Annotated in this window: 31 protein-coding genes; 30 read left to right on the top strand and 1 reads right to left on the bottom strand. The window is 62.0% G+C overall.

All coding sequences use genetic code 11. From position 1 onward, the window contains the following. Position 1 precedes the first annotated feature (1 nt). The 28 genes from rplD to dsbD all read left to right on the top strand — a co-directional run bounded on the left by rplD (position 2) and on the right by dsbD (position 15,571). The gene (rplD, locus tag ACLB1G_RS09520; RefSeq protein WP_491626957.1) at positions 2–622 is read left to right on the top strand and encodes a 50S ribosomal protein L4; all 621 of its coding nucleotides are present in this window, start codon (positions 2–4) and stop codon (positions 620–622) included. After that, complete coding sequence (rplW, locus tag ACLB1G_RS09515) at positions 619–933, top strand: 50S ribosomal protein L23 (protein WP_491626956.1); 315 nt, start codon at positions 619–621, stop codon at positions 931–933. Before rplD ends, rplW begins: the two co-directional genes overlap by 4 nt. Beyond that, positions 933–1,763: a 50S ribosomal protein L2 gene (gene rplB, locus ACLB1G_RS09510; protein WP_491626955.1), complete on the top strand. Its 831-nt coding sequence runs from the start codon at positions 933–935 to the stop codon at positions 1,761–1,763. Before rplW ends, rplB begins: the two co-directional genes overlap by 1 nt. Before the next feature lie 9 nt (positions 1,764–1,772). Beyond that, on the top strand, positions 1,773–2,048 hold the full coding sequence (rpsS, locus tag ACLB1G_RS09505; RefSeq protein ID WP_050409767.1) for a 30S ribosomal protein S19: 276 nt from the start codon (positions 1,773–1,775) through the stop codon (positions 2,046–2,048). Continuing rightward, complete coding sequence (rplV, locus tag ACLB1G_RS09500) at positions 2,045–2,377, top strand: 50S ribosomal protein L22 (protein WP_174864456.1); 333 nt, start codon at positions 2,045–2,047, stop codon at positions 2,375–2,377. The genes rpsS and rplV overlap by 4 nt, the downstream gene beginning before the upstream one ends. Positions 2,378–2,386: 9 nt before the next feature. Beyond that, positions 2,387–3,199: a 30S ribosomal protein S3 gene (gene rpsC, locus ACLB1G_RS09495; protein WP_491626954.1), complete on the top strand. Its 813-nt coding sequence runs from the start codon at positions 2,387–2,389 to the stop codon at positions 3,197–3,199. A gap of 2 nt (positions 3,200–3,201) precedes the next feature. After that, positions 3,202–3,621 (top strand): 50S ribosomal protein L16, encoded by a 420-nt coding sequence (gene rplP, locus ACLB1G_RS09490; protein WP_491626953.1) that lies wholly within the window; start codon positions 3,202–3,204, stop codon positions 3,619–3,621. A 12-nt stretch (positions 3,622–3,633) separates the two neighbouring features. Then, positions 3,634–3,825: a 50S ribosomal protein L29 gene (gene rpmC / locus ACLB1G_RS09485; RefSeq protein ID WP_491626952.1), complete on the top strand. Its 192-nt coding sequence runs from the start codon at positions 3,634–3,636 to the stop codon at positions 3,823–3,825. Then, complete coding sequence (rpsQ, locus tag ACLB1G_RS09480) at positions 3,822–4,088, top strand: 30S ribosomal protein S17 (RefSeq protein ID WP_491626951.1); 267 nt, start codon at positions 3,822–3,824, stop codon at positions 4,086–4,088. The genes rpmC and rpsQ overlap by 4 nt, the downstream gene beginning before the upstream one ends. A gap of 257 nt (positions 4,089–4,345) precedes the next feature. Continuing rightward, the gene (gene rplN, locus ACLB1G_RS09475; RefSeq protein WP_050409761.1) at positions 4,346–4,714 is read left to right on the top strand and encodes a 50S ribosomal protein L14; all 369 of its coding nucleotides are present in this window, start codon (positions 4,346–4,348) and stop codon (positions 4,712–4,714) included. Between the two features lie 9 nt (positions 4,715–4,723). Continuing rightward, on the top strand, positions 4,724–5,038 hold the full coding sequence (gene rplX, locus ACLB1G_RS09470; RefSeq protein WP_491626950.1) for a 50S ribosomal protein L24: 315 nt from the start codon (positions 4,724–4,726) through the stop codon (positions 5,036–5,038). A 2-nt stretch (positions 5,039–5,040) separates the two neighbouring features. Then, on the top strand, positions 5,041–5,580 hold the full coding sequence (gene rplE / locus ACLB1G_RS09465) for a 50S ribosomal protein L5 (protein ID WP_491626949.1): 540 nt from the start codon (positions 5,041–5,043) through the stop codon (positions 5,578–5,580). Positions 5,581–5,584: 4 nt separating this feature from the next. Beyond that, entirely contained in the window at positions 5,585–5,890 is a 306-nt protein-coding gene (gene rpsN / locus ACLB1G_RS09460) for a 30S ribosomal protein S14 (protein WP_491626948.1), read from the top strand. Between the two features lie 14 nt (positions 5,891–5,904). Beyond that, complete coding sequence (gene rpsH, locus ACLB1G_RS09455) at positions 5,905–6,300, top strand: 30S ribosomal protein S8 (protein WP_491626947.1); 396 nt, start codon at positions 5,905–5,907, stop codon at positions 6,298–6,300. Between the two features lie 12 nt (positions 6,301–6,312). After that, a complete protein-coding gene (gene rplF / locus ACLB1G_RS09450) occupies positions 6,313–6,846 on the top strand; it encodes a 50S ribosomal protein L6 (protein ID WP_491626946.1) in 534 nt (177 codons plus the stop codon). Between the two features lie 13 nt (positions 6,847–6,859). Next, positions 6,860–7,222 carry a 50S ribosomal protein L18 gene (gene rplR, locus ACLB1G_RS09445; protein ID WP_107144084.1) on the top strand — a complete coding sequence of 121 codons (363 nt, stop codon included), beginning with the start codon at positions 6,860–6,862 and terminating at the stop codon, positions 7,220–7,222. Between the two features lie 10 nt (positions 7,223–7,232). Then, entirely contained in the window at positions 7,233–7,751 is a 519-nt protein-coding gene (gene rpsE / locus ACLB1G_RS09440; protein ID WP_491626945.1) for a 30S ribosomal protein S5, read from the top strand. A gap of 10 nt (positions 7,752–7,761) precedes the next feature. Further along, positions 7,762–7,944, top strand: a complete 183-nt coding sequence (gene rpmD, locus ACLB1G_RS09435; protein ID WP_491626944.1) for a 50S ribosomal protein L30 — start codon at positions 7,762–7,764, stop codon at positions 7,942–7,944. A gap of 25 nt (positions 7,945–7,969) precedes the next feature. After that, complete coding sequence (gene rplO / locus ACLB1G_RS09430) at positions 7,970–8,401, top strand: 50S ribosomal protein L15 (RefSeq protein ID WP_491626943.1); 432 nt, start codon at positions 7,970–7,972, stop codon at positions 8,399–8,401. A 27-nt stretch (positions 8,402–8,428) separates the two neighbouring features. Next, on the top strand, positions 8,429–9,763 hold the full coding sequence (gene secY, locus ACLB1G_RS09425) for a preprotein translocase subunit SecY (protein WP_491626942.1): 1,335 nt from the start codon (positions 8,429–8,431) through the stop codon (positions 9,761–9,763). A gap of 18 nt (positions 9,764–9,781) precedes the next feature. Further along, positions 9,782–10,000 carry a translation initiation factor IF-1 gene (gene infA, locus ACLB1G_RS09420; RefSeq protein ID WP_005663428.1) on the top strand — a complete coding sequence of 73 codons (219 nt, stop codon included), beginning with the start codon at positions 9,782–9,784 and terminating at the stop codon, positions 9,998–10,000. A 30-nt stretch (positions 10,001–10,030) separates the two neighbouring features. Continuing rightward, positions 10,031–10,144, top strand: coding sequence for a 50S ribosomal protein L36 (rpmJ, locus tag ACLB1G_RS09415; protein WP_005663407.1), 114 nt, complete (start codon positions 10,031–10,033; stop codon positions 10,142–10,144). 26 nt (positions 10,145–10,170) lie between these two features. Continuing rightward, entirely contained in the window at positions 10,171–10,536 is a 366-nt protein-coding gene (gene rpsM, locus ACLB1G_RS09410) for a 30S ribosomal protein S13 (protein WP_155436377.1), read from the top strand. A gap of 14 nt (positions 10,537–10,550) precedes the next feature. Further along, a complete protein-coding gene (rpsK, locus tag ACLB1G_RS09405; protein WP_072786827.1) occupies positions 10,551–10,955 on the top strand; it encodes a 30S ribosomal protein S11 in 405 nt (134 codons plus the stop codon). Positions 10,956–11,172: 217 nt separating this feature from the next. Beyond that, positions 11,173–11,796 (top strand): 30S ribosomal protein S4, encoded by a 624-nt coding sequence (rpsD, locus tag ACLB1G_RS09400; RefSeq protein WP_491626941.1) that lies wholly within the window; start codon positions 11,173–11,175, stop codon positions 11,794–11,796. A 107-nt stretch (positions 11,797–11,903) separates the two neighbouring features. Then, complete coding sequence (locus tag ACLB1G_RS09395; protein ID WP_491626940.1) at positions 11,904–12,881, top strand: DNA-directed RNA polymerase subunit alpha; 978 nt, start codon at positions 11,904–11,906, stop codon at positions 12,879–12,881. A 225-nt stretch (positions 12,882–13,106) separates the two neighbouring features. Continuing rightward, the gene (gene rplQ, locus ACLB1G_RS09390; protein WP_491626939.1) at positions 13,107–13,502 is read left to right on the top strand and encodes a 50S ribosomal protein L17; all 396 of its coding nucleotides are present in this window, start codon (positions 13,107–13,109) and stop codon (positions 13,500–13,502) included. A 185-nt stretch (positions 13,503–13,687) separates the two neighbouring features. After that, complete coding sequence (gene dsbD / locus ACLB1G_RS09385) at positions 13,688–15,571, top strand: protein-disulfide reductase DsbD (RefSeq protein ID WP_491626938.1); 1,884 nt, start codon at positions 13,688–13,690, stop codon at positions 15,569–15,571. A 91-nt stretch (positions 15,572–15,662) separates the two neighbouring features. On the opposite strand, the gene ACLB1G_RS09380 is transcribed toward dsbD, so the two are convergent. Further along, the gene (locus tag ACLB1G_RS09380; RefSeq protein WP_491626937.1) at positions 15,663–16,139 is read right to left on the bottom strand and encodes a Spy/CpxP family protein refolding chaperone; all 477 of its coding nucleotides are present in this window, start codon (positions 16,137–16,139) and stop codon (positions 15,663–15,665) included. A 199-nt stretch (positions 16,140–16,338) separates the two neighbouring features. Between ACLB1G_RS09380 and ACLB1G_RS09375 the strand changes: the two genes are divergently transcribed. Together ACLB1G_RS09375 and ACLB1G_RS09370 are read left to right on the top strand one after the other, a co-directional pair. Continuing rightward, entirely contained in the window at positions 16,339–17,067 is a 729-nt protein-coding gene (locus tag ACLB1G_RS09375; protein ID WP_491626936.1) for a response regulator, read from the top strand. Continuing rightward, on the top strand, positions 17,064–18,422 hold the full coding sequence (locus ACLB1G_RS09370; RefSeq protein WP_491626935.1) for an ATP-binding protein: 1,359 nt from the start codon (positions 17,064–17,066) through the stop codon (positions 18,420–18,422). The genes ACLB1G_RS09375 and ACLB1G_RS09370 overlap by 4 nt, the downstream gene beginning before the upstream one ends. The last annotated feature ends 112 nt before the right edge of the window (positions 18,423–18,534 follow it).

Below are 18,534 nucleotides of genomic sequence, written 5' to 3'. Positions count from 1 at the left end.
CATGGAACTCAAGCTCTTGAACGCCCAAGGTCAAGCCGCCTCCAACGTGGCTGCTGCTGACACCGTGTTCGGCCGCGACTACAACGAAGCGCTGATCCACCAGATCGTGGTCGCCTATGCTGCCAACGCCCGTAGCGGCAACCGCAAGCAAAAAGACCGTGAAGAAGTCCACCACACGACCAAGAAGCCATGGCGCCAGAAAGGCACCGGCCGCGCCCGTGCCGGTATGTCGTCCTCGCCTCTGTGGCGCGGCGGCGGCCGTACCTTCCCGAACTCGCCCGACGAGAACTTCACCCACAAGGTCAACAAGAAGATGTATCGCGCAGGTATCTGCTCGATCCTGTCGCAACTGGCCCGTGAAGACCGTCTGGTCGTGATCGAAGACCTGGCCATCGAAGCCCCGAAAACCAAGCTGCTGTCGCAAAAGCTGACCGGCCTGGGCTTTGACTCGGTCCTGATCATCACCGACACCATCAACGAAAACCTGCTGCTGGCTTCGCGCAACCTGCCGAACGTGCTGGTGGTTGAACCGCGTCACGCAGACCCGATGTCGCTGGTCTTCTACAAGAAGATCCTGGTGACCAAGGCTGCCCTGGCCAAGATTGAGGAGATGCTGGCATGAGCGCAGCGAAAATTAGCGAAGAGCGCCTGCTGAAGGTGCTGCTGGCTCCCGTCATTTCCGAAAAAGCCACCCTGGTGGCGGAAAAGAACGAGCAGATCGTGTTCCGTGTCACCACCGACGCAACCAAGCCGGAAATCAAGGCCGCCGTTGAACTGCTGTTCAAGGTCGAAGTGGAATCGGTGCAGACCGTCAACCGCGAAGGTAAGGAAAAGCGTTCCGGCGCCCGTATCGGCCGCCGCAACCATACCAAGCGCGCTTTCGTGTGCCTGAAGCCCGGCCAGGAAATCAATTTCTCCGAGGAGGCTAAATAATGGCACTCGTTAAGATGAAACCGACTTCGCCAGGCCGTCGCGGCATGGTGAAAGTGGTCAACGCCGACCTGTACAAGGGTCGTCCGTTCGCCGCCTTGGTCGAGAAAAAGTCGAAGACCGCCGGCCGTAACAACAACGGCCACATCACCACCCGCCACATCGGCGGTGGCCACAAGCAGCACTATCGCCTGGTCGACTTCAAACGCAACAGCAAGGACGGCATCCCGGCCAAAGTGGAACGCATCGAATACGATCCGAACCGCACCGCCCATATCGCCCTGCTGTGCTACGCCGACGGCGAGCGCGCCTACATCATCGCCCCGAAAAACGTGGCGGTGGGCGATACCCTGCTGGCCGGTTCGGAAGCCCCGATCAAACCGGGTAACTGCCTGCCGATCCGCAACATCCCGGTCGGTACCGTGATCCATTGCGTCGAAATGCTGCCAGGTAAGGGCGCCCAGATGGCCCGTACCGCCGGCGCCGGCGTCGTGCTGATGGCCCGCGAAGGCACCTACGCCCAGGTCCGCCTGCGCTCCGGCGAAGTGCGCCGCGTGCACATCGAGTGCCGCGCCACCGTCGGTGAAGTCGGCAACGCTGAACACAGCCTGCGCAAGATCGGTAAAGCCGGTGCCATGCGTTGGCGCGGCGTCCGCCCGACCGTGCGTGGTGTGGTCATGAACCCGATCGACCACCCGCACGGTGGTGGTGAGGGCCGTACCGCCGCCGGTCGCCACCCCGTGTCGCCATGGGGTCAACAGACCAAGGGCAAGAAGACCCGCAGCAACAAGCGTACTTCTTCCATGATCGTCTCGCGCCGCGGCAAGAAATAAGGATAAATCATGACTCGTTCATTGAAAAAAGGGCCGTTCTGCGACGCCCACCTGGTGAAAAAAGTCGAAGCCGCGCAAGCGACCAAGGACAAAAAGCCCATCAAAACCTGGTCCCGTCGTTCGACCATCATGCCTGACTTCATCGGCCTGACGATCGCTGTCCACAACGGCAAGCTGCACGTGCCTGTGTACGTTTCCGAGAACATGGTTGGTCACAAGCTCGGCGAATTCGCGCTGACCCGCACGTTCAAGGGCCATGCCGCTGACAAGAAGGCGAAGAAATAATGGAAACCAAAGCTATCCTCAAAGGCGTGCGCCTGTCGGATCAAAAAGGCCGCCTGGTGGCTGACCTGATCCGTGGCAAGAAGGTTGACGCCGCGCTGAACATTCTGCAGTTCAGCCCGAAAAAAGGCGCCACCATCATCAAGAAAGTGCTGGAGTCGGCCATCGCCAACGCCGAGCACAATGACGGCGCCGACATCGACGAACTGTTCGTGAAAACGATCTACGTCGAAAAGGGCCCGATCCTGAAGCGCTTCACTGCACGCGCCAAGGGCCGGGGTGATCGTATCTCGAAACAATCCTGTCACATCTACGTGACTGTTGGCAACTAAGGAGTCACGATGGGACAGAAGATACATCCAACCGGCTTCCGCCTGGCCGTCACCCGTAACTGGGCGTCGCGCTGGTACGCTGGCAACGGCAACTTTGCCGCCATGCTGAACGAAGACCTGAAAGCCCGCGCTTTCCTGAAGACCAAGCTGAAAAACGCTTCGGTCGGCCGCATCGTCATCGAGCGTCCGGCCAAGAACGCGCGCTTCACCATCTACAGCTCGCGTCCTGGTGTCGTGATCGGTAAAAAAGGCGAAGACATCGAAGTGCTGAAGTCGGCCCTGACCAAGATCATGGGCGTGCCCGTGCACGTCAACATCGAAGAGATCCGCAAGCCGGAAATCGATTCGCAGCTGATCGCCGACTCCATCTCGCAGCAGCTGGAAAAGCGCATCATGTTCCGCCGCGCCATGAAACGCGCCATGCAGAACGCCATGCGCCTGGGCGCCCTGGGCATCAAGATCATGTCCTCGGGCCGTCTGAACGGCATCGAGATCGCCCGTACCGAATGGTACCGCGAAGGCCGTGTGCCCCTGCACACCCTGCGCGCCGACATCGACTACGGCACCTCGGAAGCCTCGACCACCTACGGCATCATCGGTGTCAAGGTGTGGGTCTACAAGGGTGACCGCGCGCCCAACGGCGACGCGCCCGTGATCGACACCCCGCCGGACGAGAAGAAGAGCCGTGGCCCGCGCCGCGACGATGGCAAGCCTTCCGGCCGCCCCCGTCCCGCCGGTGCTAAACCATCCCCGGCAGGTGCTGCCCGCGTGCGCTCGGCTAAGCCGGCCGCCGCTGCGCCAGCTGAGAAAGCAGGAGAATAACCATGCTGCAACCAGCACGCAGAAAGTATCGTAAAGAGCAGAAAGGCCGTAACACCGGCATTTCTCACGGCACCGGCACCGCCGTGTCGTTCGGCGAATTCGGCCTGAAGGCCGTGGCCCGCGGCCGTATCACCGCGCGCCAGATCGAAGCAGCACGTCGCGCCATGACCCGTCACATCAAACGTGGCGGCCGTATCTGGATCCGCGTGTTCCCCGACAAGCCGATCTCGAACAAGCCTGCCGAAGTCCGTATGGGTAACGGTAAGGGTAATCCCGAGTACTACGTCGCTGAAATCCGTCCGGGCAAGGTCCTGTACGAGATGGACGGCGTCGCAGAAGAACTGGCGCGCGAAGCATTCCGCCTGGCTGCCGCCAAACTGCCCCTGGCCACCACCTTCGTGGTACGCCAGGTCGGCCAATAACAGGAGTGAAATATGAAAGCATCTGAACTCCGCGGCAAAGACCAGGCAGCTCTGCAAAAAGAGCTGAACGATCTGCTGAAGGCCCAGTTCGGCCTGCGTATGCAAGTCGCGACGCAGCAACTGAGCAATACTTCGCAGCTCAAAAAGGTGCGCCGCGATATCGCGCGCGTGAAGACGGTACTGAACACCAAGGAAGCCAAATGACCGACGCAGTGAAAAACAAGCGGACTCTGATCGGCAAAGTGGTGTCCGACAAAATGGACAAGACCGTTACCGTGCTGATCGAACGTCACGTGAAACATCCTTTGTACGGCAAGATCATCGTGCGCTCCGCGAAATACCACGCGCATGACGAGTCGAACCAGGTGAAAGCCGGCGACACGGTGGAAATCGTGGAAGGCCGTCCGATCTCGAAAACGAAGGCATGGACCGTGACCCGTGTGGTGCAAGCCGCACAAATCGTTTAATTGAAGTGTGGTCCGCCGGCAACGGCGGATCATTTTTCAATTAGTTCTTGCAGGCCCGCAGGTTGTATGACATACTTGCGGGCTTCGTTCATGTATCGCCGCTAAGTGTCTGTCCACAGACGCGGATCCGCGGTCGAAGGCAGTACGAAGGTCAAGCACCCAAACAGTGGGCCCAGCAGGGCGCTCTGGCGGGACCAAGACTGACCGCGGGTTCACATTGTGTGGATTCTTCGGCTTAAGTTGGGAAAGAGAATACTATGATTCAAACTGAAAGCCGGCTCGAAGTAGCCGACAACACTGGTGCCAAGGAAGTCATGTGCATCAAGGTGTTGGGCGGCTCCAAGCGCCGTTATGCTGGCATTGGCGACGTGATCAAGGTCACCGTAAAGGTGGCCCAGCCGCGCGGCCGTGTCAAAAAAGGTGAAATTTATAACGCCGTGGTGGTTCGTACCGCCAAGGGCGTGCGTCGCCAGGATGGTTCCCTGGTCAAGTTCGACGGCAACGCCGCCGTGCTGCTGAATGCCAAGCTGGAGCCGATCGGTACCCGTATCTTTGGACCTGTCACGCGCGAACTGCGCACTGAGAAGTTCATGAAGATCGTGTCCCTGGCACCTGAAGTCCTGTAAGGAGTCGTAATGGATAAGATTCGTAAAAACGACGAAGTCATCGTGCTGACCGGGAAAGACAAGGGCAAGCGCGGCGTCGTGTCGCGTCGCGTCGACGCCGAGCACGTCGTGGTGGAAGGTGTGAACGTGGCCAAGAAGGCCGTCAAACCGAACCCGATGACCGGCGTCACTGGTGGTATCGTCGATAAGACCATGCCGATTCACGTGTCCAACGTCGCGCTGTTCAACGCCGCGACCGGCAAAGCAGACCGCGTGGGCTTCAAGGAAGTGGATGGCAAAAAAGTCCGCGTCTACAAGTCCTCCGGCGAAGTAGTGAAGGTATAAAAATGGCCCGTCTCCAACAATTCTACAAAGACAAGGTCGTCGCCGACCTGACCGAGAAATTCGGTTACAAATCGGTGATGGAAGTCCCCCGTCTGACCAAGATCACCCTGAACATGGGTGTGGGTGAGGCCATCGCCGACAAGAAAGTGCTCGAGCACGCTGTGGGCGACCTGACCAAGATCGCCGGCCAGAAGCCGGTCACCACCAAGGCCCGTAAAGCTATCGCCGGTTTCAAGATCCGCGAAGGCTATCCGATCGGCACCATGGTGACCCTGCGCGGCGCCCGCATGTACGAGTTCCTGGACCGTTTCATCACCGTGGCCCTGCCGCGCGTGCGTGACTTCCGTGGTGTGAACGGCCGTGCCTTCGATGGTCGCGGCAACTACAACATCGGTGTCAAGGAACAGATCATCTTCCCCGAGATCGAGTACGACAAGATTGATGCGCTGCGTGGCCTGAACATTTCGATCACCACCACCGCCAAGACCGACGACGAAGCCAAAGCGCTCCTCGCCGCCTTTAAATTCCCGTTCAGAAACTGAGATCATGGCAAAACTCGCACTGATTAACCGTGAGCAGAAGCGCGTGGCCCTGGCGAACAAATTCGCCGCCAAGCGCGCCTCGCTGAAGGCCATCATTGATGACCAGTCGAAGTCGGAAGAAGAGCGTTACGAAGCGCGCCTGAAACTGCAGGCCCTGCCCCGTAACTCGGCTCCCACCCGTCAGCGCAACCGTTGCGCCGTCACTGGTCGTCCGCGCGGCACCTTCCGTAAATTCGGTCTGGGCCGTATCAAGCTCCGTGAATTCGCCATGCGTGGTGAGATTCCTGGTATGACTAAAGCTAGCTGGTAATAGGAGAATAAGCAATGAGTATGAGCGATCCTATCGCCGATATGCTGACCCGCATTCGCAACGCCCAGGGCGTGCAAAAAACGACCGTGGCCATGCCATCGTCGAAAGTCAAAGTAGCGATTGCCAACGTCCTGAAGGACGAGGGTTACATTGAAGATTTCGCTGTTGCCGAAGCTGATGGCAAAGCGGAACTGAAGATCGGTTTGAAGTACTACGTGGGCCGTCCCGTCATCGAGCGCCTTGAGCGCGTGTCCCGTCCGGGCCTGCGCGTCTACAAGGGCAAGGACGAGATCCCGACCGTCATGAACGGCCTGGGTGTGGCCATTGTGTCGACCCCGCAAGGCGTGATGACCGACCGCAAAGCCCGCGCCACCGGCGTCGGCGGCGAAGTCATCTGCTACGTCGCTTAAGGAGTTAACACTATGTCTCGTGTAGCTAAAATGCCCATCGCAGTGCCGGCCGGCGCCGAAGTCGCCATCTCCGCACAAGCGATCACCGTCAAGGGCCCGCTGGGCGTGCTGTCGCAGGCACTGACCGGCCAGGTGAAAGTCGAAAACAACGCTGGCACCCTGACCTTCGACGTGGCCAACGACTCGCGTGAAGCCAACGCCATGTCCGGCACCCTGCGTGCCCTGGTCAACAACATGGTCACCGGCGTCACCAAAGGTTTCGAGAAAAAGCTGAACCTGGTTGGCGTGGGCTACAAAGCCCAAGCCCAGGGCGACAAGCTGAACCTGTCGCTGGGCTTCTCGCACCCGGTCGTGCACGCGATGCCTGAAGGCGTCAAGGTCGCCACCCCGACCCCGACCGAAATCGTGATCAGCGGTATCGATCGCCAAAAGGTCGGCCAGGTGGCCGCTGAAGTGCGTGCTTACCGCGCTCCTGAGCCTTATAAGGGCAAAGGCGTCCGTTATTCGGACGAAGTGGTCAAGATCAAAGAAACCAAGAAGAAGTAATTAGGGGCTGACGATGGATAAAAAAGAATCTCGTCTGCGCCGCGGACGTCAAACCCGTATCAAGATCGCGCAACTGAAAGTAAACCGCCTGTCGGTGCACCGCACCAACCTGCACATTTACGCGAACCTGATCTCCCCGGATGCCAAAGTACTGGTTTCGGCCTCGACCGTGGAAGCGGAAGTGCGCGCCGAGCTGGCTGGTAAGTCGGGCAAGGGTGGCAACGCCGCCGCTGCCGCTCTGGTCGGCAAGCGCGTCGCAGAAAAAGCACTGAAAGCCGGTATCACCGAAGTCGCCTTCGACCGTTCCGGTTTCCGTTACCACGGCCGTGTCAAGGCGCTGGCTGAAGCCGCGCGTGAAGCCGGTCTGAAGTTCTAAGGAAACGATCATGGCAAAAATGCAAGCAAAAATGGCAAGCGACAAGCCGGATGACGGCATGCGCGAAAAAATGATCGCGATCAACCGCGTGACCAAAGTGGTCAAGGGTGGTCGCATCATGGGCTTCGCCGCGCTGACCGTGGTAGGTGACGGCGATGGCCGCATCGGCATGGGCAAGGGCAAGTCGAAGGAAGTACCGGTCGGTGTGCAGAAGGCGATGGAAGAAGCGCGCCGCAACCTGATCAAGGTACCGCTGAAGAACGGCACCCTGCAGCACACCGTGTCCGGCCGCCATGGCGCCTCGCGCGTCCTGATGAGCCCGGCCAAGCCCGGTACCGGCGTCATCGCCGGCGGCGCAATGCGCGCCATTTTCGAGGTGATGGGCGTGACCGACGTGGTGGCCAAATCCACCGGTTCGAACAACCCGTACAACCTGGTCCGCGCCACCCTGGACGGCCTGGCGAAAATGAGCACCCCGGCCGACATCGCTGCCAAGCGCGGCAAGTCGGTTGAAGAGATCCTGGGCTAAGGTGAACGACATGACTACCAAAACCGTCAAAGTACAACTGGTCAAAGGCCTGATCGGCACCCGCCAGGACCACCGCGCCACCGTGCGCGGCCTGGGCCTGGGCCGTGTGAACTCCGTGCGCGAGCTGGAAGACACCCCGGCCGTGCGTGGCATGATCAACAAAGTCTCGTATCTCGTTAAAGTAGTTGCGTAAGCCCCGGCTTACTCACGGAGAAATCATGGAACTCAATACCATTCAACCCGCCGACGGCGCCAAGCACGCCAAGCGTCGCGTCGGTCGCGGTATCGGCTCCGGCCTGGGTAAAACCGCGGGCCGCGGCCACAAGGGCCAGAAATCGCGTTCGGGCGGCTTCCACAAAGTCGGCTTCGAAGGCGGTCAGATGCCCCTGCAACGCCGTCTGCCCAAGCGCGGTTTCAAGTCGCTCAACGCCACCTTCAAAGCTGAAGTGCGCCTGTCCGACCTGAACAACCTGGCTGTGGGCGATGTCGACATCCTGGTGCTGAAGCAAGCTGGTGTTCTGAGCGTGCTGGCACGCGACGTGCGCGTCATCCTGTCCGGCGAGATCACCAAAGCGGTGAACCTCAAAGGCCTGAAAGTGACCGCCGGCGCCAAGGCTGCCATCGAGGCGGCCGGCGGCTCGGTAGCCTGAGCCCCCCCGCGCTGATCGGAGCGAAAATTGGCGACTAATCCGCAATTGGCGAAAAGCGCGGCAGCCGGCTTCCCCTGGGGCCGGCTGTGGTTCCTGCTGGGCGCATTGGTGGTGTACCGCATCGGCGCGCACGTGCCGGTGCCCGGGATCGATCCAGCGCGCCTGGCCGACCTGTTCAAGTCGCAAGAGGGCGGCATCCTGGGCATGCTCAACATGTTCAGTGGTGGCGCACTGGCGCGCTTCACCGTCTTCGCACTTGGCATCACTCCTTACATCTCGGCCTCGATCATCATGCAGCTGCTGTCGATCGTGTCGCCGCAGATGGAGGCGCTGAAGAAGGAAGGCGAAGCAGGCCGGCGCAAGATCACCCAGTACACCCGTTACTTCACGGTGGCGCTGGCGACCTTCCAGGCGCTGGGCATTGCGGTTGCCCTTGAGTCGCAGGCGGGCCTGGTGCTGGACCCGGGCCTGGCTTTCCGTTTCGTCACGGTCGTAACGCTGTTGACCGGCACCATGTTCCTGATGTGGCTGGGTGAGCAAATCACCGAGCGCGGTCTGGGCAACGGCATTTCGATCATTATTTTCGCCGGTATCGCCGCCGGTCTGCCGGGCGCGCTGGGAGGCTTGTTCTCCCAGGTCAGCACCGGCGCCATCGGCAGCTTCTCGGCGATCATCATTGTGCTCCTGGTGGCACTGGTCACCTTCCTGGTGGTATTCGTGGAACGTGGGCAGCGCAAGATCCTGGTGAACTATGCGAAACGTCAGGTTGGTAACAAGATTTACGGTGGTCAAACCTCGCACCTGCCATTGAAGCTCAACATGGCTGGCGTGATACCGCCCATCTTCGCATCGTCGATTATCTTGTTCCCGGCCACCATCGTGGGCTGGTTTACGACGGGCGCCGATACGGCCAACCCGGCGATCCGGTTCCTGAAAGATTTGGCTGCATCGATGGGACCAGGTGAGCCTATCCACGCATTGTTGTATGCCATCGCAATCGTGTTCTTCTGCTTCTTCTACACCGCTCTGGTGTTCAACAGCAAGGAGACTGCGGACAACTTGAAGAAGAGCGGCGCCTTTGTGCCCGGGATCCGTCCCGGCGAACAGACCGCCCGCTACATCGACAAGATCCTGACCCGATTGACCCTGGCAGGCGCCATCTACATCACCCTGGTGTGTTTGCTGCCGGAATTCATGCAAGCCGAGTGGAAAGTACCGTTCTATTTTGGCGGCACTTCTCTGTTGATTATTGTCGTGGTGACCATGGACTTCATGGCCCAGGTACAAAACTACGTGATGTCGCAGCAATATGAATCGCTGCTGCGCAAAGCTAACTTCAAGGGCGGAATTCCGACGCGATAAGCGCGGCAAGCAAACCGAATGGCAAAAGACGACGTCATACAAATGCAGGGCGAGATCCTGGAAAATCTCCCAAATGCAACATTTCGAGTAAAACTGGAAAACGGGCACGTGGTGCTCGGGCACATTTCGGGTAAAATGCGGATGAACTATATCCGCATCCTCCCTGGCGACAAGGTGACGGTAGAGCTGACACCTTACGACCTGTCCCGTGCCCGCATCGTGTTCCGGACCAAGTAAAAAACAATCGAACCAACAAGAGAGTTCATTATGAAAGTTAACGCCTCAGTCAAGCGCATCTGCCGCAACTGCAAGATCATCAAGCGCAAGGGTGTGGTTCGCGTCATCTGCGTCGAACCGCGTCACAAGCAGCGTCAAGGTTAATAACCGTTCTTATCGAGGAATAACGAATGGCACGTATCGCAGGGGTTAATATCCCCAATCATCAACACACCGTCATCGGCCTGACCGCCATCTACGGTGTTGGCCGTCCCCGCGCCAAGTTCATCTGCGCCGCCACCGGTATCGCGACCGACAAGAAGGTCAAGGACCTGGACGACAGCGAACTGGAAAAGCTGCGTGACGAAGTAGCGAAGTTCATCGTCGAAGGCGACCTGCGCCGCGAACTGTCGATGAACATCAAGCGTCTGATGGACCTGGGCTGCTACCGCGGCCTGCGTCACCGCAAGGGCCTGCCGGTCCGCGGCCAGCGTACCCGCACCAATGCCCGTACCCGCAAAGGTCCGCGCAAGGCTGCTCAATCGCTCAAGAAATAATCTAGGGAAATCACATGGCTAAGCAACAGAGCAGCGCCGCAGCAGCCCGCGTGCGCAAGAAAGTCAAGAAGAACGTCGCCGAGGGCATCGCCCACGTGCACGCTTCCTTCAACAACACCATCATCACCATCACCGACCGCCAGGGCAACGCCCTGTCGTGGGCGACTTCGGGCGGCGCCGGCTTCAAGGGTTCGCGCAAATCGACCCCGTTCGCAGCCCAGGTGGCAGCCGAAGCGGCTGGCAAGGTGGCGATCGAGTGCGGCGTGAAGAACCTGGAAGTGCGTATCAAGGGCCCCGGCCCGGGCCGTGAATCGGCTGTGCGCGCCCTGAACAACCTGGGCATCAAGATCACCGAGATCCAGGACGTGACCCCGGTTCCGCACAACGGCTGCCGTCCGCCGAAGCGCCGCCGCATCTAATGCGGTATGCGGGCAGGGTGGGGCAACCCGTCCTCCCGCCATAAAACGCTGGAGCAGGCAGCTGGAAACGGTTATACTGCCCGGCTGTTATTGCCTGTCGGCCGCGCGCTGGCAGGTTTTTTGTCGTTTCAGCCACGTCTGGCCAAACGCGGACCAGACTAGCGCCTAACCGCATACCGATGCGGCTGGGGCGTTATTATTTTAAAAAGGAAGCATTGTGGCACGTTATATCGGACCTAAAGCCAAACTCTCCCGCCGTGAAGGCACCGACCTGTTCCTGAAGAGCGCCCGCCGCTCGCTGGACAGCAAATGCAAACTGGACGTCAAGCCCGGCCAGCACGGCGTCAAATCCGGCGCCCGTACCTCGGACTACGGCAACCAGCTGCGCGAAAAGCAGAAAGTCAAGCGTATCTACGGCGTGCTGGAGCGTCAGTTCCGCCGCTACTTCGCTGAAGCCGACCGCCGCAAGGGCAACACCGGTGAAACCCTGCTGAAACTGCTGGAATCGCGCCTGGACAACGTGGCCTACCGCATGGGCTTCGGTTCGACCCGCGCCGAAGCACGCCAGCTGGTGTCGCACAAGGCCTTCACCGTGAACGGCCAGGTGGTGAACATCGCTTCCTACGCCGTGAAAGTGGGCGACGTGATCGCCGTGCGCGAAAAGTCGAAAAAGCAGACCCGTATCATCGAAGCGCTGTCGCTGGCCGAGCAAGTCGGCATGCCGGCCTGGGTGTCGGTGGATTCCAAGAAAATGGAAGGCACCTTCAAGTCCCTGCCGGAGCGTAACGAGATCGCTGCCGACGTCAACGAATCGCTGATCGTCGAACTGTACTCGCGTTAATCGGTAGTTGAGCCGTTCCCCCGCCCACTCCCTGCGAGTGGGCGTTTTCACTAATGCCATCAGCCTTATCGGCCTAACGCGCCGAGGGTATTGAAAAGGACATTTACATGCAAAACAGTTTGTTGAAGCCCCGTATCATCGACGTCGAAGCGCTGGGCGCCGGCCACGCCAAGGTGGTGATGGAGCCGTTCGAGCGCGGCTATGGCCACACCCTGGGCAACGCCCTGCGCCGCGTGCTGCTGTCGTCCATGGTGGGCTACGCCCCGACCGAGGTGACCATTGCCGGCGTCGTGCACGAGTACTCCTCGCTGGACGGCGTGCAGGAAGACGTGGTTGACCTGCTGCTGAACCTGAAGGGCGTGGTGTTCAAGGTGCACAACCGCGACGCCGTCACCCTGACCCTGAAGAAGGAGGGCGAAGGCGCCGTGCTGGCTTCGGACATCGACCTGCCGCACGACGTGGAGCTGATCAACCCGGATCACGTGATCGCCCACCTGACCGCCGGCGGCAAGCTGGACATGCAGATCAAAGTGGAAAAAGGCCGCGGCTATGTGCCGGGCAACGTGCGCCGCCTGTCGGAAGACACCAACAAGACCATCGGCCGCATCATCCTGGACGCCTCGTTCTCGCCGGTGCGCCGCGTGTCGTACGCCGTGGAATCGGCCCGTGTCGAACAGCGTACCGACCTGGACAAGCTGATCATCAACATCGAAACCAACGGCGTGATTTCGCCCGAGGAAGCGATCCGCCAGTCGGCTCGCGTGCTGGTGGACCAGCTGAATGTGTTTGCCGCCCTGGAAGGCACCGAAGCCGCCGCCGAAGCACCGTCGCGCGCGCCGCTGGTCGATCCTATCCTGCTGCGTCCGGTGGACGACCTGGAGCTGACCGTCCGTTCGGCCAACTGCCTGAAAGCGGAAAATATCTACTACATCGGCGACCTGATCCAGCGTTCCGAAAACGAACTGCTGAAGACCCCGAACCTGGGCCGCAAGTCGCTGAACGAAATCAAGGAAGTGCTGGCATCGCGCGGCCTGACCTTGGGCATGAAACTCGAAAACTGGCCGCCGGCTGGTTTGGAGAAGTAACAAATTGGTGACAGTGCTGGACATCGCAAGGCGATGTTATGCTCTGTCGCCAACTGATTAGATGGGTGACAGAGCGAGCTACCGCAAAGCGGTATTCTGCCCTGCCACCAAATGATCAGCAGCACCCGTCCATGGCATGTCGCCATAGGCGTATTCACCTTGAACCGGCCCGCGTCCCCGGACGATCGAAGAGCTCGGATTTAAACATTATCGAAAGGAAGTACCATGCGTCACCGTCACGGCCTCCGTAAGCTGAACCGTACCTCGTCCCACCGTCTGGCCATGCTGCGCAACATGACCGTTTCCCTGCTGCGTCACGAAGCCATCAAGACCACCCTGCCGAAAGCCAAGGAACTGCGCCGCGTTGTCGAGCCCATCCTGACCCTGGGCAAGACCGATACCTTGGCCAACAAGCGTCTGGCCTTCTCGCGTCTGCGCGACCGTGAAATCGTGGGCAAACTGTTCTCCGAACTGGGCCCGCGTTTCGCCAACCGCAACGGCGGCTACCTGCGCATCCTGAAAATGGGTTTCCGCGTGGGTGACAATGCCCCCATGGCCTACGTCGAGCTGCTGGACCGTCCGGAAGCGACCGACATCGAAGCCGCTCCGACCGCTGAGTAAGAACCAGCCGCAAGGATGAAGAAAGCCAGGCCCAGCCTGGCTTTTTTTATTGGCATCTTTTATTGGTGTCAGGTCTGCCATTGGTACATGGGCTCGCCCTGAAGAAGCGAACTCATGTACCAATGGCAGATCTGACCCCGGGGTTCGGTGTACTATGCGCTTGCTCTCCCATATTGAAAGTTGTCATGCTGCGTACCGCCTTACGATTTCTGCTATTGGTCCTGCTGGCCCTGCGCCCGGCCTGGGCCGCCGACGATTTCCTCGAACCCGACCAAGCTTTCAAGTTCTCGGCCCGCATGGTGGATGGACACACCATCGCGGTCAGCTACCAGATCGCCGACGGCTACTACATGTACCGCGAGCGCTTCAAGTTCGCGGCCAGCGGCGCCAAGCTGGGCGCGCCCGAAATCCCGCCTGGCAAGGTTCACTTCGACGATACCTTCCAGAAGAATGTCGAGACCTACCGCCGCATGGTCACCATCACCATCCCGGTGGACGCGGCCGGCCCCTTCACCCTGACCGCCACCAGCCAGGGCTGCTCGGACAAGGGCCTGTGCTATTCGCCCCAGGATGCGCGCGCCACCCTGGTAGGCAGCGGCTCGGTGCCGCTGCCGGCCGCCGCGCCGCTGTCGGCCACGCCCGCCGCAGACATCCCGGCCGCCGCCGCAACGCCGGTTGCGCCTGCCTCGCCGGCCGTTCCGGAAAAATCCGCACCGGTCTCGCCCGGTGTCACCGTGTACAGTGTACCCACGCCCAAGGTGGACATGATTCCCCAGGTGCAGCCCAAGCCGCCGACCGCCGCCCCGGCGGACGACATGGGCCGCATCGAGGCCGCACTGCGCAGCGGCCGCCTGCTGGCCATCCTGCCGCTGTTCGCGCTGCTCGGCCTGGGGCTGTCGTTCACGCCCTGCGTGCTGCCCATGGTGCCCATCCTGTCGTCCATCATCGTGGGCGAGGGCGAGCGCAGCAGCCGGGGGCGGGGACTGGCGCTGTCGGTCTCGTACTCGCTGGGCATGGCCATCGTCTACACGGCGCTGGGCGTGGCGGCCGGCCTGATCGGCGAGGGCCTGGCGGCCGCCCTGCAGAATCCCTGGGTGCTGGGCGCCTTTGCCTTGCTGATGGCGGCGCTGTCGCTGTCCATGTTCGGCGTGTACGAGCTGCAGGTGCCAGCCGCGCTGCAGGCGCGCTTGAGCGCAGCGTCCAACCGCCAGGCTGCCGGCAAGCTGGCCGGGGTGTTCGTGATGGGCGCCATCTCGGCCCTGATCGTGGGCCCCTGCGTGGCGGCGCCGCTGGCAGGCGCGCTGCTGTACATCAGCCAGACCCGCGACGTACTGATAGGCGGCGGCGCCCTGTTTGCCATGGCGGTGGGCATGAGCGTGCCGCTGCTGCTGGTGGGCGTCTCGGCCGGCGCCCTGCTGCCCAGGGCCGGGCGCTGGATGGAATCGGTCAAGCGCTTCTTCGGCGTGCTGATGCTGGCCATGGCCTGGTGGCTGCTGTCGCCGGTGCTGCCGGGCGCCGTGCAGATGCTGGGCTGGGCCGCGCTGCTGGCCGGCTATGGCGTCTACCTGCTGCTGAACGGCGGACAGTGGGCAGCCAAGGCGGCCGGACTGCTGCTGGCCGCGCTGGGCCTGGTGCAGCTGGTGGGCATGGTCAGCGGGGCGCGCGATCCGCTGGCGCCGCTGGCCCGGCTGCGCGGCGGCGCCGCCGAAACGCCGCTGGCCTTCCAGCGCATCAAGAGCGTGGCCGAGCTGGACGCCGTGCTGGCGCGCACCGGCGGCAAGACCGTGCTGCTGGACTTCTATGCCGACTGGTGCGTGTCCTGCAAGGAGATGGAGAAGCTGACCTTTGTCGATCCCCAGGTGCGCGCGCGGCTGGCCAACACCATCCTGCTGCAGGCCGACGTGACCGCCAACAACGAGGATGACAAGGCGCTGCTGAAGCGCTTCAAGCTGTTCGGGCCGCCGGGCATCATCCTGTTCGATGCACAGGGCAGGGAAATCCCGAATGCGCGCGTGATCGGCTTCCAGAACGCGCCCACTTTCCTGGGGTCCCTGTCACGCCTGCAATAGGCGCGGCACGGCATCGACAGGCGAAAAAAAACCGCGCCTCCTGCGAAGGCGCGGCCAAGTCCAACTGAGAGGGTAATCCGGTGCCGCAGTTTTAGCCGTGGTGGCCGCCCCAGCCGCCGTGGAAGCCGTGGCCGCGCGGACCACGGGCCGGGCCGCCAAAGCCGCCGCCACGCTTGTCGAAGATGGCTTTCTGTTCGGCTGTCAGCTGGCCGTAGAAGGCGGTCAGCGCCGGCTGTACGCTTTCCAGCCGGGCGGTGCGCTGCTTGCTGAAGTCGATGGCCTTGGCCAGGCGCTCCGGTGCGCTCAGTTTGGTTCCGGGCGCCGGCGGGGTGCCGGTGGGCGCAACCGGCTTGATGGCGGTCACGTAGGCAGCCCATGCCGGTTCCTGGGCGGGCGTGATCTTGAGGGCGTCGTGCAGTTTGGCTTCGCGCTTGGCGGTCATTTCGGCGACGCGCGCCTCAAACTTGGCGCGGCGGTCCGCGTTGTCCTGGGTCTGGGCCTGGGCGGCAAAGGTGGTGCCGAGGGCCAGCACGAGTGCGGCCAGTGCGGTTTTACGGATGGTATTCATGGCGATCTCCTAGGTTGATGTTGCGGGACCAACCCTGTGGTCCATGGAAACATCATCGCAGTCCCACATTTCCCTCTCGTTTCCCTGAAATCGGTTTTTGTATCCATTTGTTTCGCCCCAGCAGGCGCTCTACAGGCATATACAAGACGATACAATAAGTGGTTGGTCAGGCGTTCCCGAACTAAGGATAATTGAGGCCATGGAACCTACATCGACTATTCTGATCGTCGACGACGATCGCGACATCCGCACCCTGCTGGCCGATTACCTGGAGTCCAACGGCTACCGCGCCCTGTGCGCGGCCGACGGCGTAGCCATGTGGAAGCTGCTGGAAGAAAGCAAGCCGGACCTGGTGGTGCTGGACCTCAACCTGCCCGGCGAGGATGGCCTGACCCTGTGCCGCAAGCTGCGCGCCACGTCCACCTTGCCGGTCATCATGCTGACCGCGCGCAGCGAGCCGCTGGACCGCATCCTGGGCCTGGAAATGGGCGCCGACGATTACCTGCCCAAGCCGTTCGAGCCGCGCGAACTGCTGGCGCGCATCCGCAGCGTGCTGCGCCGCGCCAACACCATGCCGGCCAGCGCCGGCGCCGACAAGGCGCAGCAGATGCGTTTCTCGGGCTGGACCCTGGACCTGACCGCGCGCCACCTGCTCAATCCGGACGGCGTGGTGATCATGCTGTCGGGCGCCGAATTCCGCCTGCTGAAAGTGTTCCTGGAACATCCCAACCGCGTGCTCAACCGCGACCAGCTGCTGAACCTGACCCAGGGCCGCGACGCCGACCCCTTCGACCGCTCGATCGACATCCAGATCAGCCGCCTGCGCCAGAAGCTGGGCGAGGACGCCCGCGTGCCGCAGATCATCAAGACGGTGCGCAACGGCGGCTATGTCCTGGCCGGACAGGTGTCGGTGGAGCCGCACGCGTGAAAGCGTTCCTCGGCTCCATGACCGGCCGTGTGTTCCTGGTCCTGTTGCTGGGCATCGTGGCCTCGGCCGCCCTCACGCAGTGGCTGGCCACCAATGAGCGCAGCCGCACCCTGGAGCGCTACCGCGACTTCCACGCGCTGGAGCGGGCCGAGCAGCTGATCACGACCTCCAACGTGGTGCCGGCCGCCGACCGCGCCGCCTACCTGAATGTGGCCAGCCTGGGCAGCGTGCGCCTGGAGCCGCTGGAGCAGCCGGTGGGCAGCAGCCCGCTGCCGCCCACTGAATTCTCGTCCGCCCTGCAGCAGCGCCTGGGCCAGAACTACAAGCTGCAGCCGCTGGCGGAACGGCCGGCCGCCTGCAGCCGCCCGCGTCCCGCCTACAATATGTTCGCGCCCACCCAGTGGCGCGGCGTGTGCGAAGCCATGACGGTGCGCATGGAGGATGGCCAGATGATGAAGCTGTCCGTGCTGCCGCCGCGCGCCGGCCCGCCGGCCGGCCGCAATGAATGGCTGACCCTGGTTCCCTTCCTGCTGTGCATCACCGTGCTGGCTTACCTGGTCACGCGCATGGCCATCCGGCCGCTGAAGGTCCTGGCGCAGGCCGCCAAGGACCTGGGCAACGACATCAACCATCCGCCGCTGGCCCTGAACGGCGCGGCCGAAATCCGCCAGGCCAGCGCCGCCTTCAACGCCATGCAGGCCCGCATACGCCAGCACATCGCGCAGCGCACCGAAATGCTGGCCGCCATCACCCACGACCTGCAGACCCCGCTCACGCGCATCCGCCTGCGCCTGGAAAAGGTGGAAGACCATGAACTACAGGAGCGCCTGATCGGCGACCTGTCGGCCATGCAGCAGATGGTGCGCGAGGGCCTGGACCTGGCGCGCAGCATGGACACCACGGAAACCATGCAGGCGCTGGATGTCGATTCCCTGCTCGACAGCGTGTGCTCGGACGCCTCCGACGCCGGCCAGCAGGTCGAGCTCAAGGGCCGCGCCGGCATGGCCCTGATGGGGCGGCCGCTGGCGATACGGCGCTGCCTGGTCAACCTGATCGACAACGCCGTCAAATACGGCCACTACGCCCAGGTGACGGTGGAGCGCATGGTGGGCTCGGCCCGCATCCGCATCCGCGACGGCGGCCCCGGCATCGCCCAGGACCAGATGGCGCGCGTGTTCGAGCCGTTCTACCGCATCGAGACCTCGCGCTCGCGCGAGTCGGGCGGCACCGGCCTGGGGCTGACCATCGCCCGCAACATCGCCGAGCAGCACGGCGCCACCGTGACGCTGGCCAACCACCCCGAGGGCGGCCTGGAGGTGACACTGGTAGTGCCCGAATACTACGCCGGCTCTTAATTACCCTCTGAGGAAAAATTCGACCCGCGACACAGCGGGCGGCAGTTTTTGAGAGAAATACTATGCGACAATATTCCGCCCGTGCGGCGGATAGTGTCGTTTACGAGACCAA

The organism is Duganella kummerowiae, assembly GCF_053572355.1.
This window is presented reverse-complemented; position numbering and strand designations above follow the sequence as displayed.